The 13,421-nt window shown below is 35.9% G+C and carries 12 protein-coding genes and 1 pseudogene; 2 read left to right on the forward strand and 11 right to left on the reverse strand.

What is annotated here, in order from left to right:
- A pseudogene (locus tag V7164_RS06800) lies at positions 1 to 145 on the reverse strand (NADH-dependent FMN reductase); the annotation flags it as partial.
- Between the two features lie 174 nt (positions 146 to 319).
- Between V7164_RS06800 and V7164_RS06805 the strand changes: the two are divergent.
- Positions 320 to 529 (forward strand): methionine aminopeptidase, encoded by a 210-nt coding sequence (locus V7164_RS06805; RefSeq protein WP_335353726.1) that lies wholly within the window; start codon positions 320 to 322, stop codon positions 527 to 529.
- A 396-nt stretch (positions 530 to 925) separates the two neighbouring features.
- Here V7164_RS06805 and V7164_RS06810 read toward each other — a convergent pair whose 3' ends face one another.
- Positions 926 to 1,990 (reverse strand): M14 family zinc carboxypeptidase, encoded by a 1,065-nt coding sequence (locus V7164_RS06810; protein WP_335353727.1) that lies wholly within the window; start codon positions 1,988 to 1,990, stop codon positions 926 to 928.
- Positions 1,991 to 2,357: 367 nt separating this feature from the next.
- Positions 2,358 to 3,419, reverse strand: coding sequence for a DmpA family aminopeptidase (locus V7164_RS06815; protein ID WP_335353728.1), 1,062 nt, complete (start codon positions 3,417 to 3,419; stop codon positions 2,358 to 2,360).
- Between the two features lie 178 nt (positions 3,420 to 3,597).
- Here V7164_RS06815 and V7164_RS06820 point away from each other — a divergent pair, with 178 nt between their 5' ends.
- Entirely contained in the window at positions 3,598 to 5,661 is a 2,064-nt protein-coding gene (locus tag V7164_RS06820) for a molybdopterin oxidoreductase family protein (protein WP_335353729.1), read from the forward strand.
- Positions 5,662 to 5,757: 96 nt separating this feature from the next.
- On the opposite strand, the gene V7164_RS06825 is transcribed toward V7164_RS06820, so the two are convergent.
- From V7164_RS06825 to V7164_RS06860, 8 genes are all read right to left on the reverse strand, one after another.
- Positions 5,758 to 5,967 (reverse strand): hypothetical protein, encoded by a 210-nt coding sequence (locus V7164_RS06825; RefSeq protein ID WP_335345402.1) that lies wholly within the window; start codon positions 5,965 to 5,967, stop codon positions 5,758 to 5,760.
- A gap of 136 nt (positions 5,968 to 6,103) precedes the next feature.
- On the reverse strand, positions 6,104 to 6,481 hold the full coding sequence (locus tag V7164_RS06830; protein WP_335345401.1) for an SET domain-containing protein: 378 nt from the start codon (positions 6,479 to 6,481) through the stop codon (positions 6,104 to 6,106).
- 197 nt (positions 6,482 to 6,678) lie between these two features.
- A complete protein-coding gene (locus tag V7164_RS06835) occupies positions 6,679 to 7,053 on the reverse strand; it encodes a hotdog domain-containing protein (protein ID WP_335345400.1) in 375 nt (124 codons plus the stop codon).
- Positions 7,054 to 7,265: 212 nt separating this feature from the next.
- Positions 7,266 to 8,249, reverse strand: a complete 984-nt coding sequence (locus tag V7164_RS06840) for an MBL fold metallo-hydrolase (RefSeq protein WP_335345399.1) — start codon at positions 8,247 to 8,249, stop codon at positions 7,266 to 7,268.
- A 766-nt stretch (positions 8,250 to 9,015) separates the two neighbouring features.
- Entirely contained in the window at positions 9,016 to 9,309 is a 294-nt protein-coding gene (locus tag V7164_RS06845; protein WP_335345398.1) for an antibiotic biosynthesis monooxygenase family protein, read from the reverse strand.
- An 83-nt stretch (positions 9,310 to 9,392) separates the two neighbouring features.
- The gene (locus V7164_RS06850; protein WP_335345397.1) at positions 9,393 to 9,899 is read right to left on the reverse strand and encodes an NUDIX hydrolase; all 507 of its coding nucleotides are present in this window, start codon (positions 9,897 to 9,899) and stop codon (positions 9,393 to 9,395) included.
- Between the two features lie 234 nt (positions 9,900 to 10,133).
- Entirely contained in the window at positions 10,134 to 10,898 is a 765-nt protein-coding gene (locus V7164_RS06855; RefSeq protein ID WP_335353730.1) for a TerC family protein, read from the reverse strand.
- Between the two features lie 205 nt (positions 10,899 to 11,103).
- Entirely contained in the window at positions 11,104 to 13,272 is a 2,169-nt protein-coding gene (locus V7164_RS06860) for a sensor domain-containing protein (protein WP_335353731.1), read from the reverse strand.
- Positions 13,273 to 13,421 lie beyond the last annotated feature (149 nt).

Consider the following 13,421-nt stretch of genomic DNA (forward strand, 5'->3'; position numbering starts at 1 on the left):
CACAAAATTCTACTTCATAATTTCGTAAATCAAGAAGTTCTGTATCAATTTCAGGGTGTTTTGTTTTGATTATTTTAAGCACTGAATCTACTAAAACGGCAGTTTTTGACCCAATAATTGTTCCTGAAATACCTAGTATCTTCATCTTAAAAGACTCCATCCCATATAATATTTTTCTGTAAATCCCCTCATATTTAGCTTACAGCTTCAAGCCCCATTTTATGCTTTTCAGAAATAAAACGAGTTTCTTTAGTATTAACCTTGTATAAAATTAGTGATTTTAATAAAAAATAAGAAAAAAACGATAGGAGGGACAAAAATGGGCCTAGTGAAAGCATTTAATGATTGGAGAGCAGCAAGGTATGAAAACCATGTTGCCCAAATGAAGGACATGAACAAATGTCCTGAATGCTATGGAAGAGGCTTTATGCCTTATCCAGCGAATGAATTCGCCTTTTATGGCAATTTACTCGATTGTCCAGGCTGTAACGGCAGCGGCGATTACGGGGATTGGAATGAGTTAGTCTGACAAGCGCTTTAACATTAATCGAAAGTTCCTGCAATAATGAGACAAAAACGATTGTCGTCTTGTAAAACTGCGCTTACGGACACCAGTTCCGTAATGTTTGATAAAGTTAGATAATCCATAATGTTTGCGGACTAAGGGTCTGTTATTTTGTAAAAATGCAGTATTTTCTTGTATATTTTCGTAATTAATGTACTTAGTGTCCGCTTACGCCTTAAATTAGGTCTTTTAATGAGATTAACGGATTTAATGTCCGCATTTAGTTAAAAAGTAAAAAATAACGCTCAAATCCGAGCGTTATTTTTTATTAATTTGTTATGCGATTTATCTGTTGATTAAAATGTTAATTGAGATTTTTTTTCTTTACTTAATCGGAACGATCTATTACAAACTTACATATTATTCATCGGATTCTTCACTTTGTCTATTTGTTTGTGTAGGAAGTGTATCCCAGAAGCTTGTATCGGCTGATTCAATTGATCCGTCAGCGATTGCACGAACAGTTGCATCTAGTGTAGTAATCGTTTGTTTAATTAAATAGCCATTACTCTTTTGGCCAATCGCATAAGATTCAATATAATGATCAGACATGCCGCGCATTTCAAACAATAAAGTAGAAATATCATAATATGCAGCAATTCCATTACGTCCAATATTATTAGTCGAGCCTCCAGAATATTTTCCAAGATGCCCCCAGCCTGTAGGTTGAATCGCATTAAATACGACTGATCCTAGCTTTTTTGATCCTTCTAACACTTCTGGTTTCACACTTGGACTAGTCGGATAAAGGATGGAACCAGAAACAAGCTGCCCTTCTGTTTCACTTAGCGTTCCTTGGTGATGCAGGTCAATCAAATAATCAATCTCGTATTTTTGAAGAACATTTTCATGCAAAGCCCTTGCTTCAGGCTCCATTTGACTAGGAGCTTTATCATGCTCTCGGTTTAAATCAACATAATTAGCATTGTAGCGTGTTAAATGTCGATCTCCATCTGCTAAATAATTTTCAAGTGAGAAATCAACATCTCCCATCGCTCCATCGGCATTTAACATCGGAATAATAAGAACGTTTACATTATCGAGCACACCTTTTGTCTTCCCTGTTCCCAGATGTTTAATAAATTCTAGAGCCCCTTCAGTTGTAAGCTGTTCATTTCCGTGCTGCTGAGTTAGAAATAAAATAGTCGGGTTAGCTGGATTCGAAATATATTTTGCCATGTAAATATCACGGCCTTTGACAGTTTGGCCAATTACCTCCAGCTCCATTGCCTGTTGCTTAGCATCCTGGGTTTTCAGATATTCAACTAAACTATCATATGTATGAAGAATTGATGTTTGAATTGAACCGTTCCCAGCACCTGGCCCATTCCCAACAGCTTGTACGGGCATGGAAACAGCTGTTACTGCCCCTAATGCCATTAAACTTGATAATGAAACAGAAAGTACCTTCTTTTTTAAGCTCATAAACGTTCCTCCCAATTCCGATTTGATGTTACACGCTCATTGTACGATTTGAGAGAAATTATGTTAATAGAGTGACTGACCTAATTGTTTGACAAAATAGGCTATATCAATTGTAGATATTTATCCAATAATAGGGAAAAAATGTATAAAATATATATATTATGGGGGATCTGTCACTTATATTGATCCCCACAGTCATTAAAATTTAGTGCAAAACACCTCTATTATTTATTTCTTCCTAAAAAGCATTTGAAAGATGCTACTTCCGACAGAGTGAAATCTGAAAACAACGGAAGAATAATGTCGAAATATCAGCCAAGCCACTAGGAATTTAGGTCGAAAGTTGGAAGAAATTTGTTTTTTTAGTCTAAACCTGAAAAAGTCCCTCTACCACTTTTCCTTCTCTTCCGTGAGTTGTTTCAGCTTGTGATAGAGAATTCCAAATCGCTTCCTCCGTGACCTCAGCAGCTGCAGTAAAAATTTGGTTAAAGATTGGCTGGTCCTCCCTAATGAATCTTCCTGTATCATAATTCTCTTTGGAATAATGAGAAATTGTATTAGCAGTTGAAAAAGCAATAACAATATCCCCACTGCCATGGCCAAAATGGCTTCCAGTTCTACCAAGACCGATGCCGCACCGCTTTGCAACCCTCTCAAGCTGCCGATCACTTACAGGAATATTTGTTGCTAGCACGATGATGATCGATCCATCTGATGTTTTCGAAATACTATTACCATTAAGCTCCCCATGAGAAAACTTTTCCTTTGGCAACTCTTCTTTAGAGCCAAAATTTGTTAAAACCATGCACCCAATTATGTATTCCTTTTTTTCCAATTCATCATAAATCACTCTCGAGGAACTTCCAATCCCTCCTTTATATCCGAAGCAAACCATTCCCTTGCCAGCACCTATTGCTCCCTCTTGTGAAAGATTTATTGTTGCAGATGTAATGGCTTCAATCGCATGACTAGATTGTACAGGGAATTTTCGAATGGAATTTAAGATTCCATCATTACATTCGCCTGTAACAATATTAATCGTTCCTGTTGTATCCCCAATCTCTGGGTTCATTTCAAGCATATATTCTAATGTCCCTTGGGTTACTGCTGGGACGCCAAATGTATTTGTTAACATAATAGGGGATTCTATAACACCTAGCTCATTCACTTGAATGAGTCCAGCCGTTTTCCCGTACCCATTAATAACATAGCTTGCAGCAACAACCTTTTCTTGAAAAAGATTACCGCCGTGTGGAAGAATCGCCGTCACTCCTGTGCACGCGTAATCCTCCCCATCCATTGGAAAATTAAGTGTTACATGACCTACTTTTACACCTTCTACATCTGTAATGCAATTTTTCTTGCCAGTTTTCAATGTACCTACTGTATATCCTCTTTCTCTAATTTTCTTGCCGGCTGATTTATACATGTCAATCCTCCATCAGTATTATTAATGTCTACTCATGTAAATCATAACAAAATTATTCCAAATTGTGCTATTGTTTGAAATCAAACTTGCAGGAGCAATTGTTGCTACTCCTAGAAATCTATTCTATGATATTATTATTTAAACAAAATCTTATTCTACTTATAAAGGAGACTAACCCATGCCCTCTTTTGTACATGAGCGAAATGGTGTATTCCCATCTGTATGCCCCCTCGATTGCCCGGATCAATGTGGACTTCTTCTACATAAAGAGGATGGAAAAATCGTAAAAGTGGACGGAGATCCTAATCATCCCGTCACGAAAGGGAATATTTGCAACAAAGTGCGTAACATGACAGCACGTATTAATGATGAAAACCGATTGAAATATCCGATGAAAAGAACAGGCCCGAAAGGAACAGAATCGTTTGAAAGAATTAGCTGGGGGGAAGCGATTAACACCATAACTTCACACTGGAAGGAACTCATCCAAACGGACGGACCTGAAAGCATACTTCCCTATAGCTTCTACGGAAATATGGGCAATTTAACAGCGGAAGGAATGGACCGCCGCTTTTTTCACAGGCTTGGTGCATCACAGCTAGACCGCACGATCTGTCAGTCGGCTGGGACAGTAGGCTATAAGTACACAATGGGCGGAAGTTTTGGAATCGATCCAGAGGAAACCATACATTCAAAGTTAATCATCTTTTGGGGCGTTAATGCCGTGAGCACAAATATGCATCAGGTCGCACTTGCACAAAAGGCTAGAAAAAATGGAGCAAAAATCGTTGTAATAGATGTTCATAAAAACCAAACTGGACGGCTTGCTGATTGGTTTATTCCAATTTTTCCAGGAACAGATTCTGCGTTAGCACTTGGAATCATGCATATTTTATTTGATGAAAATAGAGTAAATGAGGAATTTTTACAGGAGTTTACAGTCGGTCACCATGAACTCCGTGAGCATGTTAAGCAATATCATCCTACTGCAGTTTCTGAAATCACGGGTGTACCTATTGAGGATATTTATAAACTTGCACGTATGTACGGGGAAACCTCTCCATCTTATATTCGAATTGGAAATGGACTTCAACATCATGATAATGGCGGGATGGCCATCCGTACAATCGCCTGTCTGCCGGCTTTAACCGGACAATGGCTGGAAAAAGGCGGTGGCGCTATTAAGGGGAATTCTAGTTATTTAGCTCATAATTCCGAGGCTTTGCAACGTCCAGAACTATTGGAAAACAAAAACACACGGATAATCAACATGAACCAGCTTGGCCAGGCTCTCTTAGAGCTGGAGCCACGAGTTAAGTCCTTATATATTTATAGCTCTAATCCGGCTGTTGTTGCCCCTGAAGGTAATAAAGTTAGAAAAGGACTAGAGCGTGATGATTTATTTGTTGTTGTTCATGATTTATTTATGACAGAAACGGCAAAATACGCTGACATTGTGCTGCCAGCAACCTCATCCTTTGAAAATATGGACTTTTATAGCTCGTATTGGCACCATTTCATTCAATTGCAACAGCCCGTAATCGAGCCTCATGAAGAAGCAAAATCGAATGTTGATGTTTTCCGTTTGCTTGCGGATGGGATGGGCTATCATGAACAAGCCTTTAAAGATACGGAAGAGGACATGATCAGACAATCTTTAGATAATCCAACTAATCCTTATATTGATGCCATAAGTTTTGAGGGCTTAGTTGAACAGCAATATATGAAGGCAAATGTCAAACCATTATTTCCTGGAAAGCTATCAACACCAAGCGGAAAAATTGAACTTTATTCTGAACAAATGAAGCGAGAAGGGTATCCGGCTCTTCCAACCTATATACCAATTCATAAAGATGAAGATTTCCCATTTTTATTCGTTCCAGCGCCTAATCATAATTTCTTGAATTCAACTTTTTCCAATAATGAGAAGCATGTTTCCCTAGAAAAGGATCCTAAGCTTCATTTAAATCATGAGGATGCACATGAATTAGATATTGTAGATGGAGAGACTGTACGGGTTTGGAATAATCGCGGAGAATGTGAACTAAAGGCAGCTGTTGGAGATTTGGTCCTTCCGGGTGTGGTCGTTTCTCAAGGATTATGGGCAGATACCCCGGGTAAAAAACACCATGTAAACTCACTTACACCAGACCGGATTTCAGATATGGGCGGCGGAGCAACCTTTTTTTCCGGACGGGTGAAGGTGGAAAAGCTAAATGTATCAGATGGAATCAATAAATAATTTGTTCATAGATTTGAATAGTTATTACTAAAACGCTTGGAATTAGTTTCCAAGCGTTGCTTTTTTTAATCTGCACTTCGTTTATTCTCTATACATTTAGCGTGACGCTTTAGGCGGTTGGCACACGTCGCATTTGCGTTGGTGATTATTTTTAAACTTCGTAAATGTTTTTTCAAAATTGCTGCCACATGCACATTTAAATAATAACTTCTGAGAAAAACCGTGATATTCCGTTGCTAGCAACTTACTATCCGAATTTTTCTCAACAAATTCTTTAATTTTACCGATTGTCCATCGTTTATTCATGCTCTTACACCTCTCTATTTTACCCTTCCGGCATCCGTCCATATTGAGCAAAATCTGTAATTATCATAAGTTTCTCATTATAACATGATCTGTCACACTATTAAGCAGACGTAATATTGAATATCTTTCTATCCATTTAGTCCTGATTAAACCACAATGGATCTTTGTCATCAACATCACCGTTATAATTGATTAGAATCTCATCTCCTGCTTTAATATCTGTAAAAGCATAGAAGTCGAATGTATGATTTTCAAAATTAATCTCATAAATAGCATTGGGTTCATAAGAATGATTAAACAACATTCCATAACCAAGAAGGATCGCAGAATGATTTTTCCCATACTCAAAAGCGTAATCAGCGAGTAGGGTCTGCTCAATGTACTGATGCTGGTCGTTTGGATATGAAATGACAGGCGCTTCATGTAAAAGCTCTCCTTTTTTGATATCACATGTTGCAAATACCCCTCTATTGAATTCTCCATTACTTAGTGAAGATGTTTTTACCTCAATCATGTTGTTTTCCTTCTCACTTTTAAAATTTTTCTTTCTAACTGTAACATTAATTTGAACAATATGCTCTATTTATTTCGAAAAGAGTCTTTCCGATTTATCATAAGGATATGTACTCGCTAACTATTTCCATACCTTTGGTTATTTCCAAGTTCTTTGTCGTTTGTTGCGGAGTTATGGTTGGATCGTTCAAGACAAAATTATAGTATCACTCCTGAAAAATCCCCGCTCAGCACTTCCTTCTCATATTGATTTTTGCATAAAAAGGAAGCAGAGATACGAGTTCTATTATTCTGTTTTTCGAATTGCTCAATTGTTACTTCACAAATGATCGTATCTCCTGTAAAAACTGGTCTCAAAAACTCAAAATTCATCGTACGAGCGAGTACGTTGTTATCTCCGCCAATTTTTGTTGGTAATGTAGCAGTCAACAATCCTTGAACGACAAGCCTCCCTTGTTCATCAGGATGAATATGGTGATTCCCCTCATCCCCAGATATTTTTGTAAACAATTCCACATCTTCTTTTGTGAATTTCCGTTCAAATGTAATAATATCGCCTACTGTTAAAGACAATTCTTTTCTCCCCTTTTTATTTTCAATTATTTTAATAATTTGAGCGGACATTGAGTGCACTATTTACGAAAAAACACAGGAAATTACTGCTTTTTTACAAAATTGCGGAACCTATGTCCACAAACATAAGGAATTAATTCATTTTTGCTCAAATAAAGGAACAGATGTCCGCCAAGTCTAGATAGAAATAAAATAGCGTCCCACCCTTTTAGTTATGACAGAAAATCTTGAGGTTTCCAATCTTTTGGCTTAATACCCTTATTCATCCATTCCTTTTGTGGCGGTTGATATGGGGCAGTGGCCATTAAATGATTGTTATGCCAGCTTGCTGCCCCGGAACGAATCATTTCATCGAGGAGAATTTGTATAAATTCCTCAGGCTGAAGCTGGAAAGTGTAACGTGCAAAGTCTTGGAACCAACCACAATTTAGAAGATACTGATCGATTTCTTCTTTTGCCAATCCGTTTTTAATGATTAGGGTGAATGAAAAAATCCTCTTGCAGGCATGCCATGAGATTTTTTCTGGTGCCTTTAGCCACTTTTCAAACCGTTCCCTTGCAAAATCAATGGCAGCATGAGGATTCTCCATTTGTGGTCCATGTCCTGAATATGCCTGTTTTATCTGGAGCTTGGACAGCCGATCCAGACTTTCGATAGATCGATGGATCGATGCAACACCCTCTCGAAAGATATTTAACCAGCCGATATCATTTTTGTGAAATAGATCCCCGGAAATTAATATTTTTTCTTCAGGATCATATAAAGAAATATGCCCTAACGTATGTCCCGGTGTGTGCAAGACTTTAAAAGTTCTACTTCCCGTATAAATTTCATCGTTATCTGAAAGTTTCCTATCTACTCGGTAAGGTTCTACAGGCTGATCTAACCATTCCGCACTACAGGCTTCAGGATCACAAGAATTAATAATTTCGGCATCCCATTTATGAGCAGCAATCTTCACATTGTAATTTTTTTGAAGATGAAAATTCCCACCTACATGGTCACTATGATAATGTGTGTTCACTATAAGGTGTAATTCTTCTGGTGAAACACCATGATCTTTTATTAGTTGCTCAGTTTCTTTCACATCACTCCCAAAACCAGTATCAATAAGAATCGGGAGCTGATCCTGAATTAGAACCATGTTTGCACTTGGAAATTTTCTTTCAAAAAAAATAATCCTAGATTTTTTCAAACGGTATCCCTCCTACACCATTATGGTTGAGCGTTCGCTCAATTTTATTATAAATAATTTACAGAATATTTAAAATAAAATTCATCCCAATAACTAATTTGTCACATCAATTAAATTAAAAAGGGCCTTCCCAGTTAAAGCAAAGCACCCTGTTACTTGAAATTTTTTTATGAATCGTACTAGCAAGACAACATTTTTTCAACTAAAAATGAGCAAAGACTCAACCCTTTAAACTTGTTTGTATGTTTACGATGATGAGTAATACTAATATTATATCTGTTGCACTAGATAGTTTAATAGTCTTCACAATCTTTGCACTTACAAAGAAAAAGGGCTGCCATAGCAACCATTTTCTACATTCATGTTTTGTTTAAATAGATAGAACCTTATTTTTTCGGCATTCTCGACAACTTAATAAAAACTCCTAACCCCGCTAAGAAAAACCCTAAACAAAATAAGCTAGCTGGACTCCCCCAAACTATTTCACCCATTTAAAAACCCTCCAACACTAATTTTAGGTATATTTTACCATGTTTATAATAAATTTTGAATATTTTTATTAATTTGTGAGAAAAATTTTTGGGAACCTTCTATGACGAAAAAGATAGCTTACGCAAATATTTTCTTTCAGGCTTGTTAAACTCACGTTAGTAAAAAAAGAGTCTCCACTTATTGTAGAAACGCATTTTTCTAGCTTAATAGAAACCTAGTATAGATACATATAAAAACAACAACTAGAACCCAACGTATGCTTGTTCAATATCCTTTAAATCGGTACATTTTCAAAATGTTCAACTATTGGAAATGGGTCGTAGAAATGATGTAATTGTTTTTTCCATTCTTGATACTCTTTTGATTGTCTAAATCCAATTGTATGATCAACTAAAGTTTCCCATTTCACAAGTAATAAATATTTCCCCTCAACTTCTATACATCGTTGTAATTGGTGGGATATGTACCCTTTCATTGATGAAATAATTTCTGATGCTTCACGAAATGCTTCTTCAAATTCCACTTCCATACCTATCTTAACTTGCAGCATTGCAGCTTCTAATATCATACAATTACCCCCATTTTACGATTATACCATCTGTGAATTTTCTCCTTTTGATCTCTTGGAACCATTCGTACAATATAAAATTTTTATATTTGAAAAAGACTTTTTAACCACTGTTCATCCCATTGGAAATAAATTCCATCATTTTCCTTTTGTAAAAATAAAGCTTTAGGGTAAGGTAAAGCAAGTTCAGGCATATTACTGGGACTAAAATATTGTAGTTCAGCAGTTTCGTTATCAATTGGACCTAATTCACCACTTTGAATAACGCAATCAAACATATAGCCGATATACTCCACTTGATGACCATTAGGATATTCGTAACGAAAGTCTTTCCCACCAAATACGCCTAATAACTTTTTTGGCACAACATATAATCCCGTTTCTTCCCATACTTCACGAACAACTGCTTCGGCAGGTGCTTCTCCAAGTTCAATTGCACCAGCAGGAAGACTCCACTTCTCGCCATTCCCTTTGTTTTGTAATAAAATTTCACCCAAATTGTTTCGAACAATTCCTGTTACACTTGGCATAAAAATAAGTTCATTACCGACTTTTTCTCGGAGGTTTTTATAATAATCCGACATTGCCATTTTTCTACCACCTTGAAATATTAATTTCTATTTATATTCTCTCCGATATACAAAAACACCTGTTTTTCTTCAACTAAACTTCAATTATCTTAATAACTCCTGCAGAAAAGACGTTTATCCCACTTGGATCAAACACATAAATCTAGAATGAAGATTAATTTTTGATATGAAATGGAAATATTAAAAGACCAAACCCCTCGATTTGGTCTGAAAATTTTTTAAGAAACTTCTTTCTTACTCTTCTGCCGATTTTAATTCATCCTGTTTTTTCTTATTAATATTATGGATTACAAAAGTTCCTATGAAAGCTAAAATCAGAATTCCGAAAAAGATTAAATGGTGTAATTCAATTCCAAATACACTAGCAAACATTTTGGCTGATATAATTGCGATCAGAATAAATGCAGTGTTTTCTAATTCAGGTACTTTTTCAATTAGCACAAGAAAAACTTTAGCAACGGTCCGCATCATTAATATGCCAAGCATGCCCCCGATTAATAAAATCCATACTTCTTCCGAAACAGCAAAGGCAGCTAAAATACTGTCAGCAGAAAAGGCTAAGTCCATCAGTTCTACCGAAATAACCGTTGCCCAGAAGATTCCGATTGTGCGGACGAGCCAGCTTTCTTTTTTCATGCCACTTGTTTCTTCATCGTCTTCACCCATCCAGAAATGCTTAATGACAATCCAAGCTAGATAAGCAGCCCCCAGAACCTTTATCCACCAGAACTTAATTAACAGCATTCCAAGACCGATAAAAATGAATCGGAAAAAATAAGCACCGATTAATCCATAAGTTAAAGCTTTTCTTTGCTGCTCTTTAGAAAGATGCTTGACCATTACAGCTAAAACTAAGGCATTATCCGCAGATAATAAACCTTCTAGTATAACTAATGTACCTATATAGCCCCATGATACAGGATCAGACAATACTTTGGCCCACATTTCCCAATCAAAAAAAGAAGCATAGGTGTCTAATAAAAGATTAAGAATTTCCAAATGAAAGACTCCTTTAGATAACTACGAATACCTATATTTTTTACCGAAAATTATCACTTCCTTAGGATTCTCACTAATGGAATAAATATGCAAAATCTGCGATAGTCTTTTTCCCTTTTTCAATGAATAGAAGATATATAAAAATTTTTTGGACAGGAAAAGTGCAATATCGGAAACTTGTCCAGAAAAACCGAATGCTGCTATTTTAAAGGCTGAATACCGTTTCAAACTCTTGCTTTGGCAGTGGTTTGCTTATGTAATATCCTTGAATTTCATCACAACCGATCTTTTCTAATATATGAATGACTTCCTCCGTTTCTATCCCTTCAGCAACAACCTTTAGATTCAATTCATGTGCAAGAAGTGTAATAGCCTTTACAATAGCAATATCATCTGAATTCTTAGCCACTTCCTGTATGAACGTTCGATCAATTTTCAAGGAATGAATTGGAAATTTCCGTAAATAATTTAGTGACGAATACCCTTTGCCAAAATCATCAATGGCTACAGTCACACCCATTTTTCTCAATTCATTTAGGCATGAAATACATTCCTCTGCATGATCTATGAAACTATTTTCCGTAATTTCAATTTCAAGAAGATGTGGCGCAAGCTCCGTTTTATCTAGCACTTGCTTAATAACATGGTGAAAATTAGGCAGTCGGAAATGAAGAGGTGAAATATTAACTGAAACTTTAACTGGCTTGGAAAAAAGAGTTTCATTCCATTCCTTATTTTGCTTACAAGCCTTTTCCAACACCCATTTATCTAATTTATGAATAAATCCAGTTTCCTCTGCAGTAGGAATGAAATCATCAGGTGAGAGTTTTCCGAGATCAGGGTTATTCCAGCGTATTAAAGCCTCTATCCCATTAATTTCTTTCGAAACTAAGTTCATCTTTGGCTGAAAATAAAGTTCAAATTCATCATTCTCTATGGCATTTCGTAAATGATATTCAATTGATAACGCTTTCTCCTGTGAATGAGACATATCTTTTTCATAAATATTAAATGTATTTCGGCCTTTTGATTTCGCCCTATACATCGCTGCATCCGCATTTTTTAATAATGTCTCACAATCATCCCCATGGTCAGGGAAAATACTAATTCCAATACTGCATGAAGTGAAAATTTCCAAATTGTTTAATAGCATGATTGATTGATCAAAAATAGAAAGTATTTGATTTGCCGAATGTATTGCGCATTCATAATCATTAATTTTTGGATAGAGAATAATAAATTCATCTCCAGCAAAACGGTAAATTTGTGCTTTTTGGAAGAGAGCTTTTTTAAGCAAAAAGGAAACTTTTGTAATTAATTGATCTCCCACTGCATGACCGAAAGAATCATTTATTTGTTTAAATCGGTCAAGATCGAGATATAATAAAGCAATTCTTTCATTTCGACTTTGGGAAATTGAGATTAAGTGATTTAAATCATCGCTAAACTTTCGTCTATTAGGTAGACTAGATAGTATATCGTGATAGGCCATATATTCAACTTGCTGCTGGGCGTGATGCAGTTCAGTAATATCATTCATGCAGCCAAGAATTTCTTTAATCTCTCCATGCTCATAAATTGGCGTTAAATGAGTTAATATCTGTCTCCCGCGAAATGGATATTGATAAGTAACTTGGCGGCCTAAAAAGGCCTGATGATAATATTGAATTAGGTTTTCGGTTATCTCTTTAGGAAATATTTCATGTACCTTTTTATTCTTCATATTTCCGTTCTCTAAACCTAATTTATTTGCTAATTGCCCCTCATTGAGTGTATATACATAATGATCATGATCCTTAGCTACTTTAAAGATTAGATTATTCATCGAGGCAACAATTTGCTGATAATCATTTTGCAAGGCCGTTAATAGTTTTTCTTGCGCAAACTTCCCTTCTGAAATATCAGTACGTATGGCAATAAACATAGTCGTTTTACCAGAGAGGTCCTTTAATGGCACGATGGTTGTCTTTACCCAATAGAAAGACCCGTCTTTTGCTTTATTCTTCACCTCACCTTCCCACACTTCTCCTTTATTAATACTGGTCCACATATTTTTGAAAAATTGCTTATCGTGATGGCCTGAATTCAGAATACGATGATCCTTTCCGATTAACTCCTCACGGCTATATTTTGAAAGCTCACAGAATTTGTTGTTAGCATAAATAATTTCTCCCTTAATGTTCGTAACAGCTACGATTGCTGAAACATCAAGTGCGAATTTTAGATTAGAATAGTCTTCAAGGAAAGAGCTAATCTCCTGAATATCCTTTTCCATTCCTAAAAATGACTGATAATTTTTATGACCAATTTTAAATAACTCTTTCAACGAATTAATCCATGGCTGCACTTGATTTTCTTCAAACATTCCAGCCATTTTCACACCCCTTTAAAATGTAAAAATATTAATAATGTTACATAAATATAAATCCATTAAACTAAGTAATAAGATCTATCATTATTCCAATTAAAAGATACACAAAACATTAAAACCCATCTAAAATCATGAATATTTAGTAAAAAATG

Origin of the sequence: Bacillus sp. JJ1474, from assembly GCF_036965225.1 — a bacterium.
In the GTDB taxonomy this organism is placed as follows: Bacteria; Bacillota; Bacilli; order Bacillales; family Cytobacillaceae; genus Cytobacillus.

Excerpts from the sequence above, each read along its gene's own strand:
- V7164_RS06805 (WP_335353726.1), top strand. The coding sequence starts at position 320 with ATGGGCCTAGTGAAAGCATTTAATGATTGGAGAGCAGCAAGGTATGAA.
- V7164_RS06810 (WP_335353727.1), bottom strand. The coding sequence starts at position 1,990 with ATGAGCTTAAAAAAGAAGGTACTTTCTGTTTCATTATCAAGTTTAATG.
- V7164_RS06815 (WP_335353728.1), bottom strand. The coding sequence starts at position 3,419 with ATGTATAAATCAGCCGGCAAGAAAATTAGAGAAAGAGGATATACAGTA.
- V7164_RS06820 (WP_335353729.1), top strand. The coding sequence starts at position 3,598 with ATGCCCTCTTTTGTACATGAGCGAAATGGTGTATTCCCATCTGTATGC.
- V7164_RS06825 (WP_335345402.1), bottom strand. The coding sequence starts at position 5,967 with ATGAATAAACGATGGACAATCGGTAAAATTAAAGAATTTGTTGAGAAA.
- V7164_RS06830 (WP_335345401.1), bottom strand. The coding sequence starts at position 6,481 with ATGATTGAGGTAAAAACATCTTCACTAAGTAATGGAGAATTCAATAGA.
- V7164_RS06845 (WP_335345398.1), bottom strand. The coding sequence starts at position 9,309 with ATGATATTAGAAGCTGCAATGCTGCAAGTTAAGATAGGTATGGAAGTG.
- V7164_RS06850 (WP_335345397.1), bottom strand. The coding sequence starts at position 9,899 with ATGGCAATGTCGGATTATTATAAAAACCTCCGAGAAAAAGTCGGTAAT.
- V7164_RS06860 (WP_335353731.1), bottom strand. The coding sequence starts at position 13,272 with ATGGCTGGAATGTTTGAAGAAAATCAAGTGCAGCCATGGATTAATTCG.